General features: G+C 65.3%; 24 protein-coding genes. 16 read left to right on the forward strand and 8 right to left on the reverse strand.

The window, feature by feature from the left end; genetic code table 11:
* The first annotated feature begins 249 nt into the window (after nucleotides 1-249).
* The 5 genes from QFZ88_RS25625 to QFZ88_RS25645 all read left to right on the forward strand — a co-directional run bounded on the left by QFZ88_RS25625 (nucleotide 250) and on the right by QFZ88_RS25645 (nucleotide 6,637).
* The gene (locus tag QFZ88_RS25625; protein ID WP_024927170.1) at nucleotides 250-2,361 is read left to right on the forward strand and encodes a pseudouridine synthase; all 2,112 of its coding nucleotides are present in this window, start codon (nucleotides 250-252) and stop codon (nucleotides 2,359-2,361) included.
* A complete protein-coding gene (rsmD, locus tag QFZ88_RS25630; RefSeq protein ID WP_024927169.1) occupies nucleotides 2,361-2,915 on the forward strand; it encodes a 16S rRNA (guanine(966)-N(2))-methyltransferase RsmD in 555 nt (184 codons plus the stop codon). Before QFZ88_RS25625 ends, rsmD begins: the two co-directional genes overlap by 1 nt.
* A gap of 156 nt (nucleotides 2,916-3,071) precedes the next feature.
* Nucleotides 3,072-4,379 carry a M16 family metallopeptidase gene (locus QFZ88_RS25635; RefSeq protein WP_244431287.1) on the forward strand — a complete coding sequence of 436 codons (1,308 nt, stop codon included), beginning with the start codon at nucleotides 3,072-3,074 and terminating at the stop codon, nucleotides 4,377-4,379.
* Between the two features lie 12 nt (nucleotides 4,380-4,391).
* Nucleotides 4,392-5,795: a M16 family metallopeptidase gene (locus tag QFZ88_RS25640; protein ID WP_244431282.1), complete on the forward strand. Its 1,404-nt coding sequence runs from the start codon at nucleotides 4,392-4,394 to the stop codon at nucleotides 5,793-5,795.
* The gene (locus QFZ88_RS25645; protein ID WP_024927166.1) at nucleotides 5,792-6,637 is read left to right on the forward strand and encodes a patatin-like phospholipase family protein; all 846 of its coding nucleotides are present in this window, start codon (nucleotides 5,792-5,794) and stop codon (nucleotides 6,635-6,637) included. Before QFZ88_RS25640 ends, QFZ88_RS25645 begins: the two co-directional genes overlap by 4 nt.
* A gap of 358 nt (nucleotides 6,638-6,995) precedes the next feature.
* Here the strand turns inward: QFZ88_RS25645 and QFZ88_RS25650 are convergent, their stop codons facing one another.
* The 3 genes from QFZ88_RS25650 to QFZ88_RS25660 all read right to left on the reverse strand — a co-directional run bounded on the left by QFZ88_RS25650 (nucleotide 6,996) and on the right by QFZ88_RS25660 (nucleotide 8,812).
* Complete coding sequence (locus QFZ88_RS25650; RefSeq protein WP_024926105.1) at nucleotides 6,996-7,412, reverse strand: VOC family protein; 417 nt, start codon at nucleotides 7,410-7,412, stop codon at nucleotides 6,996-6,998.
* Nucleotides 7,413-7,533: 121 nt separating this feature from the next.
* The gene (locus QFZ88_RS25655) at nucleotides 7,534-7,926 is read right to left on the reverse strand and encodes a hypothetical protein (RefSeq protein WP_024926106.1); all 393 of its coding nucleotides are present in this window, start codon (nucleotides 7,924-7,926) and stop codon (nucleotides 7,534-7,536) included.
* A 1-nt stretch (nucleotide 7,927) separates the two neighbouring features.
* A complete protein-coding gene (locus QFZ88_RS25660) occupies nucleotides 7,928-8,812 on the reverse strand; it encodes an NAD(P)-dependent oxidoreductase (RefSeq protein ID WP_036254014.1) in 885 nt (294 codons plus the stop codon).
* 140 nt (nucleotides 8,813-8,952) lie between these two features.
* On the opposite strand from QFZ88_RS25660, the gene QFZ88_RS25665 reads away from it, so the two are divergent.
* From QFZ88_RS25665 to lpxK, 7 genes are all read left to right on the forward strand, one after another.
* Nucleotides 8,953-9,273, forward strand: a complete 321-nt coding sequence (locus QFZ88_RS25665; RefSeq protein WP_024926108.1) for a winged helix-turn-helix transcriptional regulator — start codon at nucleotides 8,953-8,955, stop codon at nucleotides 9,271-9,273.
* 146 nt (nucleotides 9,274-9,419) lie between these two features.
* Complete coding sequence (locus QFZ88_RS25670; protein WP_024926109.1) at nucleotides 9,420-10,763, forward strand: TldD/PmbA family protein; 1,344 nt, start codon at nucleotides 9,420-9,422, stop codon at nucleotides 10,761-10,763.
* Nucleotides 10,750-11,568, forward strand: a complete 819-nt coding sequence (locus tag QFZ88_RS25675; protein WP_024926110.1) for a 3'(2'),5'-bisphosphate nucleotidase CysQ — start codon at nucleotides 10,750-10,752, stop codon at nucleotides 11,566-11,568. The genes QFZ88_RS25670 and QFZ88_RS25675 overlap by 14 nt, the downstream gene beginning before the upstream one ends.
* Before the next feature lie 75 nt (nucleotides 11,569-11,643).
* A complete protein-coding gene (locus QFZ88_RS25680; RefSeq protein WP_024926111.1) occupies nucleotides 11,644-11,889 on the forward strand; it encodes a DUF4170 domain-containing protein in 246 nt (81 codons plus the stop codon).
* A 2-nt stretch (nucleotides 11,890-11,891) separates the two neighbouring features.
* Complete coding sequence (locus QFZ88_RS25685) at nucleotides 11,892-12,683, forward strand: lysophospholipid acyltransferase family protein (RefSeq protein ID WP_024926112.1); 792 nt, start codon at nucleotides 11,892-11,894, stop codon at nucleotides 12,681-12,683.
* Nucleotides 12,680-13,996: a lipid IV(A) 3-deoxy-D-manno-octulosonic acid transferase gene (gene waaA, locus QFZ88_RS25690; protein WP_024926113.1), complete on the forward strand. Its 1,317-nt coding sequence runs from the start codon at nucleotides 12,680-12,682 to the stop codon at nucleotides 13,994-13,996. Before QFZ88_RS25685 ends, waaA begins: the two co-directional genes overlap by 4 nt.
* 1 nt (nucleotide 13,997) lies before the next feature.
* A complete protein-coding gene (gene lpxK / locus QFZ88_RS25695) occupies nucleotides 13,998-15,026 on the forward strand; it encodes a tetraacyldisaccharide 4'-kinase (protein WP_024926114.1) in 1,029 nt (342 codons plus the stop codon).
* Nucleotides 15,027-15,069: 43 nt separating this feature from the next.
* On the opposite strand, the gene QFZ88_RS25700 is transcribed toward lpxK, so the two are convergent.
* Nucleotides 15,070-15,300 carry a DUF2093 domain-containing protein gene (locus tag QFZ88_RS25700; protein WP_024926115.1) on the reverse strand — a complete coding sequence of 77 codons (231 nt, stop codon included), beginning with the start codon at nucleotides 15,298-15,300 and terminating at the stop codon, nucleotides 15,070-15,072.
* 118 nt (nucleotides 15,301-15,418) lie between these two features.
* Between QFZ88_RS25700 and QFZ88_RS25705 the strand changes: the two genes are divergently transcribed.
* On the forward strand, nucleotides 15,419-16,024 hold the full coding sequence (locus QFZ88_RS25705) for a hypothetical protein (protein ID WP_024926116.1): 606 nt from the start codon (nucleotides 15,419-15,421) through the stop codon (nucleotides 16,022-16,024).
* A gap of 9 nt (nucleotides 16,025-16,033) precedes the next feature.
* Here the strand turns inward: QFZ88_RS25705 and QFZ88_RS25710 are convergent, their stop codons facing one another.
* Nucleotides 16,034-16,615: a GNAT family N-acetyltransferase gene (locus tag QFZ88_RS25710; RefSeq protein ID WP_024926117.1), complete on the reverse strand. Its 582-nt coding sequence runs from the start codon at nucleotides 16,613-16,615 to the stop codon at nucleotides 16,034-16,036.
* Between the two features lie 98 nt (nucleotides 16,616-16,713).
* Complete coding sequence (locus QFZ88_RS25715; RefSeq protein WP_024926118.1) at nucleotides 16,714-17,640, reverse strand: LysR substrate-binding domain-containing protein; 927 nt, start codon at nucleotides 17,638-17,640, stop codon at nucleotides 16,714-16,716.
* 195 nt (nucleotides 17,641-17,835) lie between these two features.
* Between QFZ88_RS25715 and QFZ88_RS25720 the strand changes: the two genes are divergently transcribed.
* Nucleotides 17,836-18,729 (forward strand): DMT family transporter, encoded by an 894-nt coding sequence (locus QFZ88_RS25720; protein ID WP_024926119.1) that lies wholly within the window; start codon nucleotides 17,836-17,838, stop codon nucleotides 18,727-18,729.
* 295 nt (nucleotides 18,730-19,024) lie between these two features.
* Here QFZ88_RS25720 and mutL read toward each other — a convergent pair whose 3' ends face one another.
* Entirely contained in the window at nucleotides 19,025-20,866 is a 1,842-nt protein-coding gene (gene mutL, locus QFZ88_RS25725; RefSeq protein WP_024926120.1) for a DNA mismatch repair endonuclease MutL, read from the reverse strand.
* A 41-nt stretch (nucleotides 20,867-20,907) separates the two neighbouring features.
* A complete protein-coding gene (locus QFZ88_RS25730; protein ID WP_024926121.1) occupies nucleotides 20,908-21,810 on the reverse strand; it encodes a LysR substrate-binding domain-containing protein in 903 nt (300 codons plus the stop codon).
* Nucleotides 21,811-21,903: 93 nt separating this feature from the next.
* Between QFZ88_RS25730 and QFZ88_RS25735 the strand changes: the two genes are divergently transcribed.
* Together QFZ88_RS25735 and QFZ88_RS25740 are read left to right on the forward strand one after the other, a co-directional pair.
* Nucleotides 21,904-23,460 (forward strand): trimethylamine methyltransferase family protein, encoded by a 1,557-nt coding sequence (locus tag QFZ88_RS25735; protein WP_373426412.1) that lies wholly within the window; start codon nucleotides 21,904-21,906, stop codon nucleotides 23,458-23,460.
* Between the two features lie 34 nt (nucleotides 23,461-23,494).
* Nucleotides 23,495-23,971, forward strand: coding sequence for a DUF3828 domain-containing protein (locus tag QFZ88_RS25740; protein ID WP_024926123.1), 477 nt, complete (start codon nucleotides 23,495-23,497; stop codon nucleotides 23,969-23,971).

Below are 23,971 nucleotides of genomic sequence, written 5' to 3' on the forward strand. Positions count from 1 at the left end.
GCCCTCGCCACCCGGTGGCGATCCTGTTATCTAGCGCACGACTTCGAAAACCGGTATCGGTTTTCGAACCGGATCACGCGCACAACAGAAGTGTTACAGCGTCTTGAGGCGTCCTTTCCGACGTCCGGCGCCGTGGCCGCGCCAGAGCATGATTCCGAAAAGTTGCAGACTTTTCGGGCAAGGTCATGCGACAAAATAGGAAGATAGAGCGGAAGGCCGATGGCATTCCGTTCGGGTGAGCAAGGTAATATGGACGACAGAGACAACAAGCCGCCGCGTTCGCGTGGCCCCAAAACGGGCGGACCGCGCGGCCGCGATGCCGGCGCTGGCAAGGGTGGCAAGCCCGGCTTCGGTAAGAAGCCGTTCGCCAAGCGTTTCGACGGCGACAAGCCGGCCGGCGACCGGCCCCGCGGCGATTTCAAGCCCGGCGGCGGCAAGCCCTGGCAGAAGCGCGAGGATGGCGGCAAGCGGCCTTATGAAAAGAGCGCGCGCGGCGAGGGCAAGCCCTTCGTCAAGCGCGACGGACCGCGCAAGCCCTATACGCCGCGCCAGGATAGTGCTGCCGACGGCGAGCGGCCGAGACGCGACTTCGGCGATCGTCCCCGCACACCCCGCCCGGAAGGCGAATTCCGGCAGGAGCGCAAGCCTTACGAGAAGCGGGAAGGCGGCGGCTCCTTCGGCAAGCGGCCCTACGAAAAGGGTGCACGCACCGAAGGCAAGCCCTTCGTCAAGCGCGACGGGCCGCGCAAGCCCTATACGCCGCGCGAGGATCGCGCAGCCGACGGCGAGCGGCCGAAGCGCGATTTTGGCGGCGACCGTCCGCGCGGCCCGCGGCCCGAAGGCGGCTTCCGCCCGGACCGCAAACCTTATGAGAAGCGGGACGACGCGGGCAGCCAGCGCCCCGGCCGCTACGAGCGCGGCGAACGCAGCGAACGGCGCTTCGACAGCGGTGAACGTCGTTTCGAGCGCCCGAAGCGCGAATTCGATGGCGAACGCAAGCCGTTCCGTCCGCGCGAGGATGGCGAACGCAAGCCGTTCCAGAAACGCGAGGGCGGCGCGCCGAAGCACTTTGGCGACAAAGGCCCGCGCCGCGAGGGCGGTTTCCGCCCGCAGGCTTCGGAAGAAGCCATGGAGACAGGCGAGCGTATCGCCAAGCGCCTGGCCCGTGCCGGCATCGCCTCTCGTCGTGACGCCGAGGAGCTGATCGCCGCTGGCCGCGTCAAGGTCAATGGCAAGGTGCTTCCATCGCCAGCCTTCAACGTCTTGCCAACCGACGTCATCCATCTCGACGACACCGAGATCCCGGCGATCGAACGGACACGCCTGTTCCTGTTCCACAAGCCGGCCGGCCTGGTGACCACCAACCGCGACCCCGAAGGCCGCAAGACGGTGTTCGACGTGCTGCCGGCCGAACTGCCGCGGCTGATGACGGTCGGACGGCTGGACATCAACACCGAAGGCCTGTTGCTGCTCACCAATGATGGCGGGCTGTCGCGCGTGCTGGAACTGCCGGCCACCGGCTGGTTGCGGCGTTATCGCGTCCGCGTCCATGGCAAGGTCGAGGAGCAGGCCCTGGCCGACCTCAGGGACGGCATCGCCGTCGACGGCATCTTCTACGGTGCCATCGAGGCATCGCTGGAACGCACACAGGGCAGCAATGCTTGGCTGGTCATCGGCCTGCGCGAAGGCAAGAACCGCGAGGTGAAGAACATCCTCGGCGCGCTTGGGCTCGAAGTGACGCGGCTGATCCGCATCTCCTACGGTCCGTTCCAGCTCGGCGAATTGCCGGAAGGCCATGTTCTGGAGATCAAGGGCCGCACGCTGCGCGAGCAGCTCGGCGAAACGCTGATCGAGGAATCGGGCGCCAATTTCGAGGCTGACATCGCCACTCCATTCTCCAACAAGCCGGTGCGGCGCACCGAGCCGCGCGTGGAAGATAGGCCGCGTCTGCCGCCCCAGCGCGAGGGTGATCATCGCCCGATCGGCGAGGGTGGCCTGATCAAGGCGCGCAAGCGGCGCGAGGGCAGCCGCGACGAGGCGCTCGGCAAGCTTTCGACCCGGCCGGAGCGCGGCGGGTTCAGCAAGCCTGGCGGTTCCGGCAAACCAGGTGGCTTTGGCAAACCAGGCGGCTTTGGCGAACGCGGTCCCCGCAAGGGCGAGCGCGAACAGCGGCCGATCGAGCCGCCGGGTCAGCGCCGGGCCAATGTCTGGATGGCGCCGGGCGCGCGGCCGCAGGGCGCCAAGATCGAGCGGCCGGAACGTTCCGGCACCGGTGGCGATCGCCCGCGCGGCCGTCCTAGCGAAGGCAAGGGCGGCGCGCCGCGCGGCAAGGGACCGGGCAAAGGCCCGAGGCAGCGCTGATGCGGATCGTCGGGGGCGAATTTCGCGGCAGGCCGTTGGCCACGCCGCGCGATCACTCCATCCGCCCGACCACCGACCGCACGCGCGAGGCCGTCTTCAACGTGCTCGCGCATCGTTTTCCCGACAGGCTGGAAGGCGTGCGCGTGCTCGACCTCTTCGCCGGCACCGGCGCGCTCGGCCTGGAAGCGCTGTCGCGCGGCGCCTCCTACGCCGTCTTCATCGAGGAATCGGCCGAGGGACGCGGCCTGATCCGCTCCAATGTCGAAGCCTACGGCCTCACCGGCCGCACCAAGATATTCCGCCGTGACGCCACCCAGCTTGGCGAGGCCGGCACGATCGCGCCATTTACCCTGCTGTTTGCCGATCCGCCCTATGGCAAGGGCCTTGGCGAGCGGGCGCTTCAGTCGGCGCGGGCCGGCGGCTGGCTGGCGCCCGGCGCGCTCTGCGTGGTCGAGGAGACCGCCTCCGTCCCGTTCCAGCCAGGACCGGGTTTTTCGGTCGTCGATGAGCGCAACTATGGCGAAACCGTCATCCGTTTCATCGAGACGGCCTGACTTCGGCCTTGTTTTGCGGCAAGACGGGCTGAAACGCGTATTCGGGCAAACGGCAAGACAGGTGGTGCTGCATTGAGGCGGAACGGGTCGATGAAAGCACTTGGAAACTGGCCGCGCCGCGCGCTTTTGGCCGCATCCTTCACCGTCCTTCTTGCCATGCCGACGTTTGCCGAACAGGCACCTGTGCCGACGTCCCCGGTTTCCGAGTTCACGCTTGGCAATGGCATGCAGGTCGTGGTCGTTCCCGACCACCGCTCGCCGATCGTCACCCATATGGTCTGGTACAAGGTCGGCAGCGCCGATGAGCCGCCCGGCAAATCCGGCATCGCCCATTTCTTCGAACACCTGATGTTCAAGGCGACCGGCAATCATGCCGCCGGCGAACTCGACAAGGCGGTGGCCGATATCGGCGGCAACGACAACGCCTTCACCTCCTACGACTATACAGCTTTCCACGAGACCGTGCCGCCGCAGGCGCTCAGTCAGATGATGGCCTTCGAGGCCGCCCGCATGCGCAATCTGGTGCTGAGCGACGAGGTCGTCGCCACCGAGCGCGACGTGGTGCTGGAAGAGCGCCGCATGCGCATCGACAACGACCCGCAGGCCCAGCTTGACGAAGCCGTGCTGGCCACCCTGTTCATGAACCAGCCTTACCGTATCCCGGTCATTGGCTGGATGCAGGAGATGCAGCAGCTCAACCGCGTAGATGCCAAGGCCTTCTACGACCGCTATTACGCGCCCAACAACGCCGTCCTGATCGTCGCCGGCGACGTCGAGGCCGAGGCGGTGCGCAAGCTGGCCGAGGAGAGTTTCGGCAAGATCCCGCGCGGTCCCGATCTGCCGCCGCGCATTCGCCCGAAGGAACCGCAGAAAACCACGCGGCGAACGGTGACGTTGAGCGACGCCCGCGTCAGCGTGCCGAGCTTCTCCATGCAGTGGGTGGTGCCGTCCTACAACACCGCCAAGCCCGGCGAGGCGGAGGCGATCGACCTGCTTGGCGAGATTCTCGGCGGCGGCACGCGCAGCCGGCTCTATCAGGAGCTGATCGTCAAGAAGGGCATCGCCGCCAGCGTCAATGCCGGCTTCCAGGGCCGGGCGCTCGACGATTCGGTCTTCGCCGTCTACGCCACGCCGCGCGGCGAGGCCAAGCTCGCCGACGTCGAAGCCGCTGTCGGCGCCGAGATCGAGCGGATCGCCCGCGATGGCATCAGCGCTGAGGAACTGGACCGGGCAAAAGCGCGGTATGTGCGCTCGATGATCTTCGCGCGCGATCGTCAGGATTCGATGGCCAACATCTACGGCAGCACGCTGACCACCGGCGGCACGGTTACCGACATCAACGAATGGCCGGACCGCGTCCGCAAGGTCACCGCCGAGGAAGTGAAGGCAGCCGCGGCGCGCTATCTCGTGCTCGACCGGGTGGTGACGGGTTATCTGTTGCCGAAGACGCAGGCGGAGAACTGAGCGATGCCGGCCATGAGAATTTTGCAGCAATCGTCGCACCCCGCCATTTCCGGCCTCGCGGGCGACCGCGCGTTGTCGATCAAAACCACCCCGGTCCGCGCCGCCGTCCTGACCCTGCTGCTCGGCCTGGTCTTCCTGGTTCTTCCGGTGTTCACGGCGTCCGCCATGACCATCCAGGAGGTGAAGTCCGAAAAGGGCATCACCGCGTGGCTGGTCGAAGACTACACCGTGCCCATCGTCTCACTGCGTTTCGCCTTCCAGGGCGGCTCCAGCCAGGACCCCGCCGGCAAGGAGGGCACCGCCAATCTGATGTCTGGCCTGTTCGACGAGGGCGCGGGCGATCTCGACAGCGACACCTTCCAGACCCGCCTCGACACGGCCGGCGCCGAAATGCGTTTCGAGGCGACCCGCGACGGCGTCTACGGGTCGATGCGCATGCTGGCCGAAAAGCGCGACGATGCGCTGGGCCTGCTCAAGTTGGCGATCACCAGTCCGCGCTTCGACGCTGCGCCGATCGAGCGCATCCGCGCGCAGGTCCTCTCCGGCCTGCTCGCCGGCGAGCGCGACCCGGAAACCATTGCCCAGACCAAGTGGCGCCGCTCCATCTATGGCAGCCATCCTTACGCCAATGCCGACGACGGCACCAAGGAAACGGTGCCGGCCATCACCGCCGACGATCTGCGCGCCTTCCACAAGGCGACCTTCGCGCGCGACGGCCTGCGTGTCGCGGTCGTCGGCGCGATCGATGCCGAAACGCTGAAGCGCAAGCTGGACGAGTTGTTCGGCGACCTGCCTGAAAAGCAGGCGCTGAAACCGGTGGCCGACGTCGATCTCAAATTCGGGCAGAAGGTGGAGGTCAATTACGACCTGCCGCAGACATCGCTGCAACTGGCCTTCCCGGGCGTGCGCCGCGACGCGCCGGATTTTTATGCCGCGGCCGTCATGAACGACATGCTCGGCGGCTCGGCATACACTTCGCGCCTCTATCAGGAAGTGCGCGAAAAGCGCGGCCTGGCCTATGGCGTGTCGTCGTCGCTGGTCAACCGGCGCTACGCCGCCTTGCTCACGGTCGGTACCGCGACGCGCTCCGACCGCGCCGCCGAGACGCTTGGCGTCGTGCGCGACGTCATCCGGCGCATGGCGACGGAAGGGCCGACCGAGCAGGAACTGGCGGCGACCAAAAAATACCTGATCGGCGCCTATGCCATCAACAATCTCGACTCTTCCGACGCAATCGCCAACACTCTGGTCGAACTGCAGGTCGGCGAGCTGGGCATCGACTACATCCAGCGCCGTGCGTCCTATATCAACGCCGTGACACTGGACGAGGTGAAGGCCGTGGCCAGGAAGTTGCTCTCCGTCGAACCTTCCGTGCTGATTGTCGGCCCGCCGCTGGCCGGGGACGGCAAGGGTTGAGCCCGACCTTCGGCATCGCCTTTGGCGGCGGCGGCGCGCGCGGCCTCGCGCACATCCACGTCGTCGAGGCGCTTGACGAACTGGGCATCAAGCCGGTGGCTTTGGCCGGCTCGTCGATCGGCTCGCTGATCGGGGCCGGTGTTGCCTCCGGCATGAGCGGCCGCGACATCCACGCCTATGCGCGCTCCATCCTCGGCACCCGCGCCCAGGTGGCCAGCCGCATGTGGCGTGCCCGGCCGGGCACTTTTGCCGAAGCCATGGAGGGCGGCCTGCGTGTCGGCCAGTTCAATGTCGAGCGCATCCTCAAAGCCTTCCTGCCGGAGATCGTGCCGGCCAGCTTCGAGGAGTTGAAAATCCCGCTGAAGGTCACGGCGACCGACTATTTCGGCCACAAGCTCGCGGTCTTCGACGCAGGCGACCTGCATTCGGCGCTGGCCGCGTCGGCGGCGATCCCGGCGGTATTCCGGCCGGTGGTGCGCGACGGCGTCACCCTGATCGACGGCGGCATCTACAACCCGGTGCCCTTCGACCTGATCGCCAACGAGGCCGACATCACCATCGCCGTCGACGTCGTTGGCGGTCCCGAGACCGGCAGCCGCAAGCGGCCGACCTCGATCGACTTGATGTTCGGTGCCACCCAGCTGATGATGCAGTCCATCATCGCCAACAAGCTGACGCAGGGCCGTCCCGACATCCTCATCCGTCCGCCGGTCTCGCGTTTTCGCGTGCTCGACTTCATGAAGATCGACGCCGTGATGGCCGAGACGGTGGCGGTGAAGGACGAGGTCAAGCGCGCCGTCGAGGCCGCGCTTGAGGCGCGGCGGGTCAAACTCCTGCGATAATTCGGGTTGAGAAGCGGGGTCGTGACCTCGTTCTCCACCGTTCCGGCATGGATTCCCGACACTCTCCGGTCGCTTCGCTCCCTCACGAGGTCGGGAATGACGGACTGGATTTGCGGTCTGCGCCAACTGTCAAAGTGGACGTTACCATGCTCCTCGCGGGGCGGACCGTGGCCCACCGCAACCCAGGTGGGTTTCCACTGTCGGAGCAAGCGCTGGAGACTAGCGAAGACGGAAAGGAAACTCCGTCATTCCCGACCTCGTGAGGGAGCGAAGCGACTGGAGAGTGTCGGGAATCCATGCCGGAACGTGGACGAAGGTAACGCGGTTCAATCCCGAAGAAGTGCCCGTATCGCGCCCATCAATGCGCGAACACCTGTTCCAGCGAACGAAATCCCTTGAACTCCAGCGCGTTGCCGGACGGGTCGCGGATGAACAGCGTTGCCTGTTCGCCGGGCTGGCCCTTGAAGCGCACCATCGGCCGCTCCAGCCAGTCGATGTCCTGGCGCGCTTCCAGCCGGGCGGCGAGCTTTTCCCACTCGTCCATCAAAAGCACCGCGCCGAAATGCGGGATCGGCACGGCAATTCCGTCGACGGCGCCGTCGCGTTGGGCAGCGGCCGCGTTGGGCCGCAGATGCGCCGACATCTGGTGGCCGTAGAGGTCGAAATCGACCCAGCTGTCGGACGAGCGGCCGATGCGGCAGCCCAGCACCTCGCCATAGAAGGCACGCGTCTCGTCGAGGTCGCGCACGGGGAAGGCGAGGTGGAAGGGTGTCATGACGGGCCTTTCGTCGTTCGAAGTCGGGTTTGCGGACACAACCGCACTACTCGCGAGAGTGCCGCAAACATCGACCTCTTGGCAATTTCGAAAACGCTCGAAACGCCGGTGCCACCTAGGTTCAGGACGGGGCTGCGGCCTGGCGTACTTCTGGCCTGGCCAATGGTCCGAAAAAGCCGATGATGCGTGTTATGCGCGTCTGGTCGGCGTTGAGGAACGCAATGTCCAGGCCCTCGGGAAAGGACGAACCGTCCGCAAGCACGAATGTCCAGGCGAAGCGCGCAATGCCGTGGTGAACGTCCACGTCGCTCGTTCGAGCAATGCGGGCACCGGGATATCGCGCCTGGATACCCTTGATGTGGGCTAGCAATGCTTCCGCGCCGTCCGCATGGGCGGTGGGGTCCGTATAGGTCGCGCCATCGCCCCACACCGACAACAGCAAGGCCCGTCGCCGTTCCGCATCCTGGTCCGACCAGGATGCGCAATATGTGTCGATCAGCTGTGTCAGGGACATTCTATTTGCCGGCCCTTCCCATAAATTGCGACAGCGCCGCGAAATCGTCGTGCAGATGGCCGGCGGCGATCGCTTGCTGAAAGATTCCATCATAGCCGTCGACCACCGTGCGGTCGATCTTGCTCACGTCCATCAGTTCGACGAGGTGCTGGAATGCGCTGTAATGCGGCGAGATCGACGACAGCGTCTCGTCGTCCGCCGCGAACCGTTCCGCTTCGGTGCGTTTGATCAGGTCCGTCACCAGCCCCTCGATTACCGGGGCGGTCGCGGTCCATTGCTTGGCCAGTTCGCCAAGCTCGATCTTTTCGGCCTTGCTCACGGCAATGGAATGGAGCGCGCCGAATAAGGCTCCCCACATCAGCGCAAGCAGGGCGCTGTCCAGCGCATTGGCCCGCCCCAGATCCTCGCCGACATGCTGAACATTGCCGCCCAGCGCCGCGAACATGTCCGTGCCCGCGTCGAAAGCCTGTTTTGATCCCGAAACCAGGATCGTGCCGTGCTCGGTACCGATGTAGTCCGGCGTCGCCATGATCGCGCCGTCGAGATAGGTGACGCCGTGGCGCGCGGCCCATTCCCCGGCCTCGCGCGCGCCATGCGGCGTGCCCGATGCGAGTTCCACGATCACCTTGCCGCGAAGAGCGGCGAGGTCGTCGCCATGCAGCAGCGCCGCCGTTGCCGCATAGTCGGTCAGGTTGGCGATAACGATATCCGCGGCCTCGATTGCCTTCCGCACCGATGGCGCCACGATGGCGCCGACTGCAGCCAGCGGCGCGGTCTTTTCGATCGTTCTGTTCCACACAGTTGTCCGGTGCCCCGCCGTCAAAAGCGCGCGGGCGAGCGCCGATCCCATCCGTCCGGTTCCCAAAACAGTGATTGCAGGCTTCATTGCGACACTCCATATCGGCTGAACACACGGCTTGCTTGCCGTGAGCCGGGAGCTAAGACGCCGAAGGGGCGGGGCCAATACGCACGCAAACGTAAGTGGTTACCTCACGGTAAGGGAAATGGGCCGGTAAGGAGAACGGGATGAACAAGCCTATGGAAAACGGCTTTTCGGTCGCGATGAAACTGGTCGCGGGCAAGTGGAAGATCGATATCCTGTGCGCGCTTTCCGGCGCGCCGCGTAGGTTCGGCCGGCTCAGGCACTCCATTCCCGACATCAGCGAAAAGATGCTGGCGCAGCAATTGCGCGAGATGGAGACCGACGGGTTGGTGAAAAGGCAGGCCTATCCCGGATTGCCGGCCAAGGTTGTCTATTCGCTGACGGAAGCAGGTGCAGCACTCTGCGCCGGGGCAGAAGGGCTGTGCCGGTGGAGCGAACGGTTCCAGGTCCGCGCCGAGGCTTGAGAGATATTCCTTCTCCGGCAAGGGGAGAAGGCAACACCAGACTGCGGCGGATTGGCTTTCAGCCATTGCATAGGCTGGTTGAGGACAATAGATGGAGCGGCGACCCGCGTTCAAACACGCGCCCCGCTATCAGCAGGACAGCAGACATGGCCGACACGCTCGACACGACAAGACTGACCGATCGCGTTGCCGCGCTGGTCGATGCCGCTAAAAAGGCCGGCGCCGACGCCGCCGACGCGGTTGTGGTGCGTGGCCGCTCGACCAGCGTGTCGGTGCGCCTCGGCAAGGTGGAGAACACCAACGCGTCGGAGAGCGAGGATGTCTCGCTGCGCGTCTTCATCGGCAATCGTGTCGCCAGCGTTTCGGCGACCGCCGCCTCCGAACCGAAGATGCTGGCAGAACGTGCCGTGGCCATGGCGAAAGTCTCGCCGGAAGATCCCTATCAGGGCCTCGCCGACCCGGCGCTGCTGGCCAGCGGCGCCAACGATCTCGACCTGTTCGACGCAACCGAAGTTTCCGCCGACCGTCTGCGCGAGGATGCGCTTGCGGCGGAAGAGGCCGCGCTTGCCGTCAAGGGTGTGACCAATTCCGGCGGCGCCGGCGCAGGCGCCGGCATGGGCGGCCTGGTACTCGCCACCTCGCACGGCTTCCTAGGCCAGTATGTCGGCACCCGCTTCTCGCTCTCGGCCAGCGTCATCGCCGGCGAGGGCACCGGCATGGAGCGTGACTACGACTATTCCTCGCGCCTGCATTTCGCCGACCTCGACGGGCCGGAAACAATCGGCCGCAGCGCCGGCGAACGTGCGGTGAAGCGTTTGGGCGCACGCAAGATGCCGACCGGCACGGTCGACGTCATCTTCGATCCGCGTGTCGCGCGCGGCATTGCCGGCCATCTTGCCGGTGCCATCAACGGTGCCTCGGTTGCGCGGAAGACGTCGTTCCTGCGCGACATGATGGGCAAGCAGGTGGCTTCCGCCGCCATCACCGTCACCGATGAGCCGCTGCGCCGGCGCGGGCAGGCGTCCCGGCCGTTCGACGGCGAAGGCGTTGGCGCCAGCAAGCTCTTGATGATCGAGAAGGGCGTGCTCAATCACTGGTTCCTGTCGACTTCGGCGGCGCGCGAACTCGGCCTCACCACCAATGGGCGCGGCGCGCGCGGCGGCTCGCAGGTGTCGCCATCCTCCACCAATCTCGCCATCGAGCCCGGCGAACGGTCGCCAGAAGAGTTGATAGGTTCGCTGAAGAGCGGCTTCTACGTCACCGAAGTGTTCGGCCAGGGCGTCAACATGATCACCGGCGAATACAGCCGCGGCGCTTCCGGTTTCTGGATCGAGAACGGCGAACTGACCTTCCCCGTCTCCGAGGTGACGATCGCCTCGAACCTGAAGACCATGTTCCTCGGCCTGGTCCCCGCCAACGATCTCGACCGCGACTATGGCACCGCGGCGCCGACGCTTTTGATCGAAGGGATGACCCTTGCCGGAAGTTGACGCAGCCACGGATGCGGGCGGATCGGCCGGGTTCGACGAAGACCTGGCCCTGCTGCGCGCCGCCGCGCGCGAGGCGGGCGCCATTGCCCTGCGCTATTTCGGCAAGAACCCGGAAGTCTGGATGAAGGGCGGCACTTCGCCGGTCAGCGAGGCCGACTACGCCGCCGACGCCTATCTGCGCGAGACATTGATGGCGGCGCGGCCCGATTATGGCTGGCTGTCCGAGGAGACGGCCGACGGCCCCGAGAGGCTGAAGGCACGCCGCGTCTTCGTTGTCGATCCCATCGACGGCACGCGCGGCTTCCTCGATGGCCAGAAGAGCTGGTGTGTCAGCGTCGCGGTGGTCGAACAGGGCAGGGCGATTGCTGGCGTGCTCGAATGTCCGGCGGCGCACGAGACCTATTGGGCGGTGCCCGGTGGCGGCGCGTTCCTGAACGGAGCCCCGATCCGCGCGCGCGAAACGCCGCCCATCGCCGAAATGGCCGGACCGAAGCCGATGCTCGATCTGGTGCCGCAGGCCTGGCAGGGCCGCATGCACCGCGCGGCCTACATCCCCTCGCTGGCCTACCGCCTTGCGATGATCGCCGCCGGCAGGCTGGACGCCACCTTCGTCAAGCCGAACGCGCATGACTGGGACATCGCCGCCGCCGAACTCATCCTGCGCGAGGCGGGTGGCCGGTTGATCGACAGCCACGGGCAGACGCCTGCCTTCGGCAAGGAAAAGGTCAGCCACGGCGCCTTGGCCGCCGGCAGCGGCGAACTCCTGGCCATGATGGCCGTCGTCATCGGCAGCCAGCACGGCTAACGGCGTATCAAAGGTTTCAAAATAGGCGGCTTTGGTCTAGACCAAGCACCAAATCACGCGATGTGAAGGACGGACATGACCGGGGAAGACGGAAAGAAGCAGCTTTTGCACCTGGTGTTCGGCGGCGAATTGAAGAGCGTCGGCAGCACTGAGTTCCGCAATCTCGACGCGCTGGACATTGTCGGCGTTTATCCCGACTACCAGTCGGCTCTGACGGCCTGGAAGTCCAAGGCCCAGGGCAGCGTTGACAATGCGCATATGCGCTATTTCGTCGTGCATCTGCACCGCCTGCTCGATCCGGAAGGCAAGGCCGGCGCGTGACGATGGAAGAACGAGTGGCGAAACCGCGGGCCGACGAGCCGGCGGCCGGCAGGCAACGCAGCGGCAGCGCGTTGAAGCCGCTGTGGAAGAAGGTGCGTGAGCCGCTGGCGCAGTCGCGTTTCGTCAAGAGCCTGATCGTCAGCCTGTTCACGCTCACCATGCGGTTCATTCGCCTGACCAATCCCCGGGTTGCCGCTTCGGCGACCTTCGGCGACAGGGAATTTGAGGGCATCGAGCCGGGCATCATCGCGCTCTGGCACGGCCAGCACATCCTGATGCCCGCCTTCTACCCTTCCAAGCGCGGTCTCGTCGCCATGGTGTCGCGCAGCGCCGACGCCGAGATCAACGCGCAGGTGATCGAGCGTTTCGGTATCGAGACCGTACGCGGTTCCGGCGGCCGCGCCGATGCGCGCCACATCGACAAGGGCGGTGCCAAGGCACTGATCGCACTGAAGAAATCCCTCATGGCAGGCAAGAATGTCTGCATGATCGCCGATATCCCGCATGGCACGCCGCGTGACGCGGGTCTCGGCGTCATCCTTCTGGCCAAGCTTTCGGGCCGTCCCATCGTGCCGGCGGCGCTCGCCACCAGCCGCCGCAAGGTGCTGGAAAAGAGCTGGGACAAGACGACGATCAATCTGCCTTTCGGTCGTTCGGCAATCGCCGCCGGCGAACCGATCTTCGTGGCGTCGGATGCCAACGAGGAGGAGATGGAGCGCGTGCGTCTCCAGCTCACCGAGGCGCTGAACCTCACCACGGCGAAGGCCTACAGCCTGGTGGACCAGCCACGATGAGCGAGCGGCTGGCCCGCATGATGCTGTCCATGTATCGGGTCGCCGGTTCGGCGGCCTATCCGCTGGCTGGCCCCTATGTCGCCTGGCGTGCCTCCAAGGGTAAGGAAGACCGCACCCGCAGCCGCGAGCGCTACGGCATCGCCAGCCAGGAGCGGCCGGACGGGCCGCTGATCTGGGTGCATGCCGCCAGCGTCGGCGAAACCAATGCCGTCGTGCCCCTGGTCCGCTGCATCCTCGAATATGGCGTCACCGTCGTGCTCACCACCGGCACGGTCACCTCGGCCAAGCTGGTCGCGGAACGGCTTGGCGACCACGTCATCCACCAATATGTGCCGCTCGACCTGAAGCCGGCGGTCAGCCGCTTCCTCAATCACTGGCATCCCGATCTCGCCATCATCGCCGAATCGGAAATCTGGCCGAACACCATCCTGGAACTCGGCGCGCGCAGCGTGCCGCAGGTTCTGGTCAATGGCCGCATGTCCGACCGTTCCTTCGCCTCCTGGAAGAAACGGTCCAACATCGCCGAGGCTTTGTTCGAGAATCTCGCCCATGTGGTGGCGCAGTCCGAGGTCGACGGAGAGCGTTTCCGGGTGCTCGGCGCCCGTCCGGTCACTGTATCCGGCAATCTCAAGGTGGACACGCCGCCGCCGCCGGTCGACGAGACCGAACTTCTCACGCTGCGCCGGCAGATCGGCCAGCGGCCGACCTGGGCCGCCATCTCGACCCATGACGGCGAGGAGGCGATTGCCGCCGAGGTGCACAAGACGCTGCAGGCCCGCCATGCCGGACTGTTCACCGTCGTGGTGCCACGCCATCCCGAGCGCGCCGACCTCCTTGTCAATGAAATCGAGGCCATGGGCCTCAAGGTGGCGCGGCGTTCGATCGGCGACCAGATCACGCCGGACACCGACATCCTGCTTGGCGACACGATCGGCGAGATGGGACTTTACCTGCGCTTGACCGAGATCGCCTTCGTCGGCCGTTCGCTGACCGCCGAGGGCGGCCAGAACCCGCTCGAGCCGGCGATGCTGGACACCGCCGTTCTTGCCGGCCGCAATGTGCAGAACTTCCGCGAATCCTATCAACGCCTGCTCGATGCCGGCGGCGCCAAGCTGGTGCGGGACCGCTCGATGCTGGCCGGCGCGGTGAATTTCCTGCTCACCAACGAACCGGCGCGCCGCCAGATGATGGCTGCTGGCGCCACCACCGTCGACGAGATGCGCGGTGCGCTCGCCCGCACGCTCAAGGCGCTTGAGCCCTATATCCAGCCGCTTGTGGTCAAGGCTCGCCTGAGGGCGGCGGGAGGCCGCTGAGATGGCGAGCGAAGCGCCGCCCTTCTGGTGGGAAAAACCGGACTGGCGCGCTTATGCGCTCTCACCGCTCTCCTGGGCCTACGGGCAGATCGCCGCCCGGCGCATGCGCCAGGCACGGCGCGAAAAGGTCGAGGCACCGGTGCTTTGCGTCGGCAATTTCACGGTCGGCGGTTCCGGCAAGACGCCGGTTGCGATCGCGCTCGCCGAACAGGCCAAGGCCATGCAGCTGAAGCCGGGCTTCCTGTCGCGCGGGCATGGCGGCTCTTTCGCCGAGCCGCATATCGTCGATCCGGGTCATGACGTCGCCAAGCATGTCGGCGACGAACCCTTGCTTCTGGCCGAACACGCGCCGGTGGCGGTGTCGCCGAACCGGGCGGCGGGCGCCCGGCTGCTGATCGAAAAATATGGCTGCGATTTCCTGATCATGGACGACGGCTTCCAGAGCGCGCGTGTCCATATCGATTACGCGCTGGTGGTGGTCGATGCCCGCTATGGCCTTGGCAACGGCCGGGTCATCCCGGGCGGACCGCTGCGCGCGCCGGTTCTGGACCAGCTTCTTTACGCCGACGCGCTGTTGAAGATGGGCGACGGACTGGCGGCGGACGCCGTCGTGCGCCAGGCCGCGCGCGCCGGCAAGCCGATCTTCGAGGCGCGCGCGCGACCGCGTGAGGCCAAGGCGCTGGCTGGTCAGCGCCTGCTGGCCTTCGCCGGCATCGGCCATCCCGAAAAATTCTACGACACGGTGGCCGAGGCCGGCGGCGTCGTTGCACTCAGCCGCTCGTTTCCCGACCACCATGTCTACGCCGAGGACGAGCTGGCCGAACTGGCATCGACCGCGAAAGCGGCGGATCTCGGGCTGGTCACCACCGCCAAGGACGCCGCGCGGCTGCGTCACGGCCCGATGCCCGAAGGTCTGCTCGAACGGCTGAACGTGCTTGAAATCGAGACCGTGTTCGAGCCGCGCCACTCGCCGCAGCGTATCGTGGAAGAGACGATCGAAGCGTCGAGACGCCGGAGGATTGCGCGGTAGGTGGCACCATTCCCTTCTCCCCTTGTGGGAGAAGGCAAGGGCCTCACCGCTTGCGCAAATCCGGATTCGCCTCGATCTCGCGGCGCAGCGAGGCGGCGGCGTTGATATAGGGCTCCTGGCGCGCCACGCTCCAGTATTTCAGCTCGTCCAGGGTGATGTTCTCGCCCGTGACCGCGCAGCGCACGAAAGCGCCCGGGCTGGTGACCTGGAAGTCGCCGTCGAGATAGCGGATGCGGGCTTCCCGGCCGCCGGGACCTTCGAAACGGTTCATGATTGTGAGAGACCTGCCGTCATGCAGCGTTTCCGCCATAAATCGCGAGCGAGGTCAAGCGTATCGCCAGTTTCAGGCAACGCAACCGCGTTATCTTGCCTGGAAACGTCGCCGGTTACCCATGGTCGCTGCAATCTCCCGTCTGGCTTCCCTGCTCAAGCAGGCCACCTCCGGTGAAGGCCGATTGCCCGTGGCCAAGCCGAACCCGTCCGAGGCGGAACTGATCAGAACGCTGGTCAAACCGACTGTTGGGCTGCGTGGCAACAGCCAGCCGGCGCCTTTCGCGGCGCCGTCATTGCCCATGCCGGCCGGGATCGTGCCCGCACAGAAACCGGCCATGCCGCAGGTCATCGATGCCTATCGCGCGGCGATCGAGCTGGAGGAACCCGCGACGGCTGCAAGCCAGGAAGCGGCGCGGGCGAGGGGGGCCACCGAGCCGGAAGCCGGCTTGCGACCAGCTCCTGGCCAGGCGCCCACGCGTGACGAGGCCGTTTCCGGTCGCGCCCAACCTCTTCCCACGCTCGGGCTGGCGGTGCCGCTGCAGGCCGCGCCGGGTCGGCCGGCAGTGGACGAGGTCGAAAACCGCACCACATCGCGCAAGCGGGCGACGGCCTGGGCCGGCGGCTCTAAGGGCAATTCGACGGAAATAGCGGTCAGCGCCCGCGCGCTGGGGTTTGGCCTTGCCGCCTTCGCGCTCCTCTTTCTGGTGGTGCTTGTGGTGTTCTAGGCTGTCGGGTCATGCCCGGTTCGGGCTTTGGTCCTCGCGATCTTCCCAATCGCTGCGCAGCAACGTCGTCACATGTTCGATCGTCTGCCTTCCGTCCGCCATGCAGCGGCTCTGAACCTCGGCGACGCGCCGGTATCCCAATCTGCGCTGCATCGCCCAGGAATTTTCGTTGCCGTCGAAGTATCCGTTGACCAGTTTCGTCAGGCCGAGTTCCTGAAAAGCGAACCGGATCTTCGCCTCGAACGCTTCGCGCCCATAGCCGCGTCCCTGATAGGCGCTGGCGATCCAGATGCCGCCGCCGGCCGTGCCGGCTTCGCGATCGACTTTGTTGAGACTGACCCCGCCGATCGCTGTTCGCCCAGGCTTGAGTTCTACCGCGAATTCATCGGCAGTGGGCTGGCCGCTTGCGTTTGAAATCTCGCGGCATCTGTCGATCCAGCTTTGAGCGTGCGCCGTCGTATAGAGGTGAGGCACGAAGGCCAGCCACTTCGCGGTCTCGATATCGTTCAGCCCCAGCGTTAGCTGTTCGATGTCCTGCTCGCTCCAGGGCCGCAGCGTAAGGCGCGCCGTTTCGATCCTGATATTGTCCACGATGGTGCGGTCTCTTGTGCCTTGAAATCACGGGCAAACGATTTGGCTGGAGGATGATCGAAGGGCATTTCCGTCCGCCGCCTGCGGATAAGGGGAGCCTAACGCTCCGCGTCCAGAAAACTCTGCAAGCGGTCGTCCGGCACATTCGCCGAGATAGCGATGCGCCTGGCGAGTTCGATGGCGGCGGCGCGCGGCTTTCCGGCCGGTCGGTCGAGCCAGTAGCAGACCGGATTGAGCGCTGTTCGCCGGTCGACCGCCACCACGCGGCCGGCCGCCACCTGTCCTTCGGCCAGAGGCGGCCGCGCCAGCGCGATGCCCAGCCCGTAGGCGGCGGCGTCCAGCACGAGGTTATAATCCTCGAAGCGACGGTCCTGCGGTCGCGGCCGGTAGTCCACGCCCTGTTCGCCAAACCAGGCGCGCCAGCCGGAGGCGTCCGAATCATGGATCAGCGGATATTTGAGCAGCCGCGCGGCATTGCCCGCACCGACCTCTTGCGCCAGCTGCGGCGAGGCGATGGGGAACATGTGTTCCTCGAACAATTGCATGGCGATGCGTTCGGGAATGCGTCCGCGCCCGCAGCGGATGGAAAGATCGATGCCCTCGTCGGCGAGGTCGATCTGGCGGTTGTCGACATCGAGCACGATCCTGATCTTCGGATCGCCGCTTTCGAGCCTCGCCATGCGCGGCATCAGCCACAGGCCACTGATCGAGGGAATGGTGGCCAGTCGCACCACGGCCGTGCCGCGCGGTTCCACCCAGCGGTCGGAATTGGAGGCGATCAGCGCGAAGGCCTCGCTGGTGCGCAGGTGCAGCCGGTTGCCTTCGATGGTCTGCGCCACGCCGCGCGCCCGGCGCTCGAACAGTTTCAGCCCGAACCAGTCCTCCAGCCGGGCGATCTGCCGGCTCACCGCGCCATGGGTCAGGTTGAGCTTTTCGGCGGCGGCCGAAAAGGAGCCCGTCTTGGCCGCGGCATCGAAGGCTCGCAAGGTGTCGAGCGGCGGCAATGTGTCCAAGCTGTGATCCATGCTCACAGCTCATCCTCGATTTCGTCGTTTGTCAACAAGCTCGGAAAGGGGTTTTGTGGCATCGCGAACCTGCTGCATCGGCCAGAAAATCGGAATCGATTTTCGGCAGGCACGATGCAGCAGGTTCAAAGTGTTAGAGCGTCCTTTGCGCGTCCAACAGGACGCGCGGCGCTCCAGACGGGGTGGAGAAGGACGATGAGCGCACAAATGAGCATGGCGAATTCGGAACAGCGGACGGATATGACGGCGGTGCTGGCGGTCGCGCTCACCGTGGTCGGCTGGGCTTCGGCCTTCCCGGCGATCCGCGCCGGCCTCGCCGCCTTCGGGCCGCTGGAACTGGGCGCGCTGCGCTTCGCCATTGCCGCCGTGCCGGCAGCGATCTTTCTTGCCATCAAGCGTCCGGCATTGCCCAAGCTCAACGAGCTGTGGCGCTTCGGTGTCGGCGGCGCCATCTTCGTCGCGCTTTATACGGCCATGCTGAATATCGGCGAGACCACGGTCTCGGCCGGCGCCGCCGCCTTCATCATCAATGTCAGCCCGATCTTCACCGCCATCATGGCGATGTTCCTGCTCGGCGAACGGTTTCCGGCGCTGGCCTGGGTCGGGACCTTCGTTTCCTTCGCCGGCATCGGCGTCATCGCCATGGGCGAAGGCAACGGTCTCACCTTCAACACCGGCGCATTGCTGATCCTGGGGTCGGCACTCTGTTCCTCGGTCAACACCATCGTGCAGAAGCCGCTGTTCAAGAACCATCATCCGCTGACGGTCTCGGCCTGGAACATGGTGCTCGGTGCGCTGTGCCTGTCGCCATTCCTGCCACAAAGCCTCGTCGAAGCCGCCCATGCCAGTTCCGCCGGCCTTGGCGCAGTCATCTATCTCGGCATCGTGCCCAGCTTCATCTCCTACGCCGCCTGGGCGACCGCGCTGTCGCGCCTGCCGGCCGCCCGCGCCTCGAACTTCCTCTATCTGGTTTCGCCGATGGCGGTGCTGATCGGCTTCTTCTGGCTCGGCGAGGTGCCGTCGACACTCGGCATCGTCGGTGGCGTGCTGGCGCTCGGCGGCGTGATCGTGGTCAACATGAAACGATAAGTCTGGCTTATCCGAAAGCGATCGAAACGACCCGTCGCGCCACTTTCCTGGCGCGGCGGTTCTTGTTTGGGATTTCGGAGTGGAACGGGCTTCGCGTGAACGAATTCGGGGCCATTTTGACCGAAAAGGAGCGCGCGCGGATAAAAATTCCGCAACCTGTCCGGGAAGTTCGCGCAGGATTTTGAAAAGAAATGGCTTTTCTATTTCACAATTCGGGATCGGTTGTTGTCCCGTTCACATCCTGACGCCTGATGACAGAGCAAAAGCGGACGTTGTCTAAGCGCGGATCTCGCTTCTAGCGCCGGCCGAACAGCCGCTCGATATCGCCGAGCTTCAGCTCGATATAGGTCGGGCGGCCGTGGTTGCAGGTGCCGGATCCCGGCGTTGCTTCCATCTGGCGCAGCAGCGCGTTCATCTCGTCGGGCTTGAGCAGGCGGCCGGACCGCACCGAGCCGTGGCATGCCATGGTGGCTGCGATGTGGTGCAGCCGCTCGGTCAATGTCTCGATCGTGTCGTTGTCGGCGATCTCGTCGGCAAGGTCGCGCACCAATTGCTGGACGTCGGTTTCGCCCAGCATCGACGGCGTCTCGCGCACGGCGATCGCGCCCGGACCGAAGCGTTCGAGGCCGAGCCCGAAGCGCCGAAGCGTTTCGGCATGTTGCGCGAGCCGGTCAGCGTCTTCTTCTGGAAGATCGATGATTTCAGGTAAAAGCAGCATCTGCGCCGGCACTGGACGCGAATGCAGCGCGTTCTTCAACGCTTCGTAGACCAGGCGCTCATGCGCGGCGTGCTGATCGACGATGACCAGCGAATCCCGGGTCTGGGCGACGATATAGTTCTCGTGCACCTGCGCACGCGCCGCACCCAAAACCATGCCGAGCAAGGTTTCGTTCGCCTCGGTCTGGCTGGCGCGGGCATCGGCGCTCATCGACGGTCCGGTCTCGAAGGCCGGTTGATCGCTCTCGCCGAACCCCATGTCGAGCGGGCGCTGCGGCGAGCGGGCGGGATCGTAGCCGGAGCCCGAGGCCCGGTAGGCTGCCTCGTAGCTGCGATGATTGTTGGCGGGGCCGCCATGTCCAAACGAGGTAGCGCCGGGCCGGAAAGCGGCCATCATGCCGGCGGCTCCCGTGGTTGCCGCGCGGATGCCGGCATCGGTCAGCGCCTGGCGGATGGCGCCGACGATCAGCCCGCGCACCAGGCCGGGGTCGCGGAAACGGACATCGGCCTTGGCGGGGTGGACGTTAACGTCGACCGTCGCCGGATCGAGGGTCAGGAACAGCGCTACCACCGCATGCCGGTCGCGCGGCAGCACGTCCATGTAGGCGCCGCGAATAGCGCCGGCGATCAGCTTGTCGCGCACCGGGCGGCCGTTGACATAGGCGTATTGCTGCAGCGCATTGGCGCGCGTGAAGGAAGGGATCGAGACATGGCCGGTCAGCCGCACACCCTCGCGTCCGGCATCGATGGCTATTGAATTTTCAGGGAAATCGGCGCCCATCACCTGCGCCAGCCGGCGCAACTGCCCCTCCGGTGTGTCGTCGGTCGCCGGCAATTCCAGCGTCGAGCGGTCGGAGCCGGCCAGCGTGAAACGCACCGCCGGGAAAGCGATGGCGATGCGTTTGATCACGTCGCTGGTGGCCGAGCTCTCGGCGCGCTCGCCCTTCATGAATTTCAATCGCGCCGGCGTGGCGAAGAACAGGTCGCGTACCTCGACCGTCGTGCCTCGATTGGCCGCTGCCGGCCGCACTGGGGCGATACGGCCGCCCTCGATGCTGATTTCGGCGGCGCTGTCGCCCGCCGCCGTGCGGGAGCGGATCGACAGCCTTGCCACCGAGCCGATCGACGGCAGTGCTTCACCGCGAAAGCCGAGCGAACGGATGTCATTGATGTCGGTGGAGAGTTTGGAGGTGCAATGGCGCGCCACGGCAAGCTCCAGCTCCTGTTCGGGAATGCCGCCGCCGTCGTCGGTGACGCGAATGAGGTTCAAGCCGCCGCCTGCCGTGACGATCTCGACGCGGCCGGCGCCGGCGTCGAGCGCATTCTCGACCAGTTCCTTGACCACGCTGGCCGGCCGCTCGATGACCTCGCCGGCGGCGATCTGGTTGATCATCGTTTCGGAAAGCTGGCGGATGGGCATGGCGCGATCCTAGCCGGATTCGAGCGCAGGGTGAAAGCGCGTCAGGCCTGTTCGACCAGCCAATCCCGAACCTTTTGCGCATTCTCCGAAAGCGGCCGGTTTTTCGGCCACACGACATGGAAGCTGTCGCCGGTCTTCATGGCATGGTCGGTGACCCTCACCAGCAGCCCGCTTGCCACCAGCGGGTCGGTCAGATGCCGCCAGCCGAGCGCGATGCCTTGCCCCTCCATCACGGCCTGGATGACGAGGACATAGTCGTTGATCAGCAACCCACGGTTGGTGGTGCCGGTATTGACGCCGGCGGATCGAAACCACTCGCTCCATGTCGCCGCCGCCCGGAACGGTTCCTCGAGGTGAATGAGCTGATGTGATGCAATCTCTGCGGGCGTGGCAGGCAAGCCGGCGCGGGCGACATAGGCAGGCCCGGCAACGGCGTAGATCTCTTCGCCGGCGATCGGCAGCGCGTCGTAGTCCGGCCAATCCCGCGCCGCGCCACCCCGGACGCCAAGCGGGATGCCTTCGGCGATGAGATCGAGATCGCGGTCGGCGGTCTGTATGCGCAGGTCGACGCCGGGAAGATCGTCGCGGAATTTCCGCAACCTCGGCATCATCCAGAACGAGGCAAATGCGGTGGATGCGGACAAGGTGACGTGCACGCCGCCGGCCTGAGCCCGCAGCTCTTCGGCCGATCTGCGAATGTGGGAGAGGCCGAGCGTCACGTCGGCGAAGAAGCGGCTGCCCGCCTCGGTCAACAACACCTGCCGATGACGCCGTTGGAACAGGCTGACACCGAGCTGCTGCTCCAGTCCCCGCACGGCATAGGATACGGCGGCTTGCGTCATGCCGAGTTCGCGCCCGGCAGCCGTAAAGCTCGAAAGCCTTCCCGCCGCCTCGAAAACGATGAGGCGGTCGGCCGACGGCAAGAGATGGCGCAAGCTTTGCATGAATCCAGCTTATGCTGGAGATCAATATTTTCAAGCATTACAGCCATATTCGAATGAACTAGCTTCATGTCACAGGGAGCGAAGTCGAACATGATGGTTGCGGAAACGCTGGAACAGGCGGCTGGGAAACGCGAGCGCGCCGGTCGCAGCGCGCGGCGCGAACAACGCAGCCACGGGGCGGAAGGCCTTGGCCGGCCCTACATTCTTCGCAATATCCCGACCTACGACATCCTTTCGGAAGAAAACCTGATCCGCATCGAGACGACCGCGGATCGAATCCTGGCCGAGATCGGCATCGAGTTCCGCGACGATCCCGTTGCACTCGACCTCTGGAAGCGGGCCGGGGCCGATGTGACCGGCCTGTTGGTGAAATTCGAACCGGGCATGCTGCGCGAAATCCTGAAGACCGCGCCGGCGGAGTTCGTGCAGCATGCGCGCAACCCGGCGAAGTCGGTTCTGATCGGCGGCAAAAGCGTTGTTTTCTCGCCGGCTTACGGTTCTCCCTTCGTGATGGATCTCGACCGTGGTCGCCGCTACGGCACCATCGAGGATTTCCGCAATTTCGTGAAGCTGGCGCAATCCTCGCCCTGGCTGCATCACTCCGGCGGCACGATCTGCGAACCGGTCGACGTGCCGGTCAACAAGCGCCACCTTGATATGGTCCACGCCCATATCAAATATTCCGACCGTCCCTTCATGGGCTCGGTCACGACCGAAAGCCGCGCCGAGGATTCCATCGACATGGCGCGCATCGTCTTCGGGCGGGACTTTGTCGATCGGAACTGCGTCATCCTCGGCAATGTCAATGTCAACTCGCCGCTGGTGTGGGACGGCACCATGACCCTGGCGCTGCGCGCCTATGCCCGCGCCAACCAGGCGGCCGTCGTCGTGCCCTTCATCCTTGGCGGTGCCATGGGGCCGGTGACGAATGCCGGCGCAATCGCCCAGTCCTTGGCGGAAACCATGGTCGGCTGCGCGCTGACGCAACTGGAAAGGCCTGGCGCGCCGGTGATCTTCGGCAATTTCCTGTCGTCGATGTCGTTGCGTTCCGGTTCGCCCACCTTCGGCACGCCTGAGCCGGCGATCGGCTCGATGGTGATCGGACAGTTGGCCCGGCGGCTGAATCTGCCACTGCGCTGTTCCGGCAACTTCACCACCTCGAAACTGCCGGACGCGCAGGCGATGAACGAAGGCACGATGTCGATGCTGGCGGCCGTGCATTGCGGCGCCAATTTCATCCTGCATTCAGCCGGGTTTCTCGATGGGCTGCTGTCCATGTCCTACGAAAAATTCGTCATGGACGCAGACTTCTGCGGCGCGCTGCATTCCTATCTCGACGGGGTGAAGATCGACGACAACCAATTGGCGCTGGACGCTTTCCGCGAGGTCGGGCCGGGCAGTCATTTCTTCGGCTGCGCTCATACCATGGCGAACTATCAGACGGCCTTCTGGGACACCGAAATTGCCGACAATGAGCCATTCGAGAAGTGGCAGGCGGCCGGCTCGCGGGATGCCGCATTGCGCGCCAACCAGCGCTGGAAGAAGATGCTGGCCGAATATCAGGCGCCACCCCTGGACGAAGCCGTCGACGAGGCCCTGCTCGATTTTATCGACCGTAAAAAAGCCGGGATGGCGGATGCGTGGTATTAAGCGGACTGCGCAACCGTTTCATCGGGGGAATACCATGAAGCCAGGAGTTCTGCTTGCACTGTGCATCTGTGCCTTTTCCGGCCCTGCGTTGGCTGGCCCGGCATCGGATGCCGTCATGTTCTTTTATTCGCCGGTCAAGTTCGCCGCCGACGCGCAATATCGCGATCGCTTCACCGAACCGGTCACCAAGCTGTTCGAGCTGAACGACGCCGCGCTCAAGAAGAACCCGGACGAAGTCGCCTGCATCGACTTCGAGCCGGCGCTCGATGCGCAGGACTATGACGACAAGGCGGTGGCCGACAGCCTGAAACTGAGCGAGGCCGTCAACGGCGACACCGCGACGGTGACAGTAAATTTCAATCTGTTCACCGAAGGCGATGATTCCAAACGTGAAATGGTGTGGGATCTGAAGAAGGTCAACGGCGGTTGGAAGATCGCCGATATCAGCTCGAAGAGCAACAGCTGGAAACTCAGCGAGTTGGGATGCTCGGGTGAGGACAGCGCGGATTGA

This window comes from Mesorhizobium sp. YL-MeA3-2017, assembly GCF_030814575.1.
GTDB lineage: Bacteria > Pseudomonadota > Alphaproteobacteria > Rhizobiales > Rhizobiaceae > Mesorhizobium > Mesorhizobium terrae.

Bases quoted from the DNA above. Each gene is read 5' to 3' on its own strand.
- mutL (WP_024926120.1), bottom strand. From the start codon at position 20,866: ATGCCCATCCGCCAGCTTTCCGAAACGATGATCAACCAGATCGCCGCC.
- QFZ88_RS25625 (WP_024927170.1), top strand. From the start codon at position 250: ATGGACGACAGAGACAACAAGCCGCCGCGTTCGCGTGGCCCCAAAACG.
- QFZ88_RS25740 (WP_024926123.1), top strand. From the start codon at position 23,495: ATGAAGCCAGGAGTTCTGCTTGCACTGTGCATCTGTGCCTTTTCCGGC.
- QFZ88_RS25660 (WP_036254014.1), bottom strand. From the start codon at position 8,812: ATGAAGCCTGCAATCACTGTTTTGGGAACCGGACGGATGGGATCGGCG.
- QFZ88_RS25640 (WP_244431282.1), top strand. From the start codon at position 4,392: ATGAGAATTTTGCAGCAATCGTCGCACCCCGCCATTTCCGGCCTCGCG.
- waaA (WP_024926113.1), top strand. From the start codon at position 12,680: ATGAGCGAGCGGCTGGCCCGCATGATGCTGTCCATGTATCGGGTCGCC.
- QFZ88_RS25705 (WP_024926116.1), top strand. From the start codon at position 15,419: ATGGTCGCTGCAATCTCCCGTCTGGCTTCCCTGCTCAAGCAGGCCACC.
- lpxK (WP_024926114.1), top strand. From the start codon at position 13,998: ATGGCGAGCGAAGCGCCGCCCTTCTGGTGGGAAAAACCGGACTGGCGC.
- QFZ88_RS25685 (WP_024926112.1), top strand. From the start codon at position 11,892: ATGGAAGAACGAGTGGCGAAACCGCGGGCCGACGAGCCGGCGGCCGGC.
- QFZ88_RS25635 (WP_244431287.1), top strand. From the start codon at position 3,072: ATGCCGACGTTTGCCGAACAGGCACCTGTGCCGACGTCCCCGGTTTCC.
- QFZ88_RS25665 (WP_024926108.1), top strand. From the start codon at position 8,953: ATGAACAAGCCTATGGAAAACGGCTTTTCGGTCGCGATGAAACTGGTC.
- QFZ88_RS25730 (WP_024926121.1), bottom strand. From the start codon at position 21,810: ATGCAAAGCTTGCGCCATCTCTTGCCGTCGGCCGACCGCCTCATCGTT.
- QFZ88_RS25650 (WP_024926105.1), bottom strand. From the start codon at position 7,412: ATGACACCCTTCCACCTCGCCTTCCCCGTGCGCGACCTCGACGAGACG.
- QFZ88_RS25720 (WP_024926119.1), top strand. From the start codon at position 17,836: ATGAGCGCACAAATGAGCATGGCGAATTCGGAACAGCGGACGGATATG.
- QFZ88_RS25715 (WP_024926118.1), bottom strand. From the start codon at position 17,640: ATGGATCACAGCTTGGACACATTGCCGCCGCTCGACACCTTGCGAGCC.
- QFZ88_RS25735 (WP_373426412.1), top strand. From the start codon at position 21,904: ATGGTTGCGGAAACGCTGGAACAGGCGGCTGGGAAACGCGAGCGCGCC.
- QFZ88_RS25655 (WP_024926106.1), bottom strand. From the start codon at position 7,926: ATGTCCCTGACACAGCTGATCGACACATATTGCGCATCCTGGTCGGAC.
- QFZ88_RS25670 (WP_024926109.1), top strand. From the start codon at position 9,420: ATGGCCGACACGCTCGACACGACAAGACTGACCGATCGCGTTGCCGCG.
- rsmD (WP_024927169.1), top strand. From the start codon at position 2,361: ATGCGGATCGTCGGGGGCGAATTTCGCGGCAGGCCGTTGGCCACGCCG.
- QFZ88_RS25680 (WP_024926111.1), top strand. From the start codon at position 11,644: ATGACCGGGGAAGACGGAAAGAAGCAGCTTTTGCACCTGGTGTTCGGC.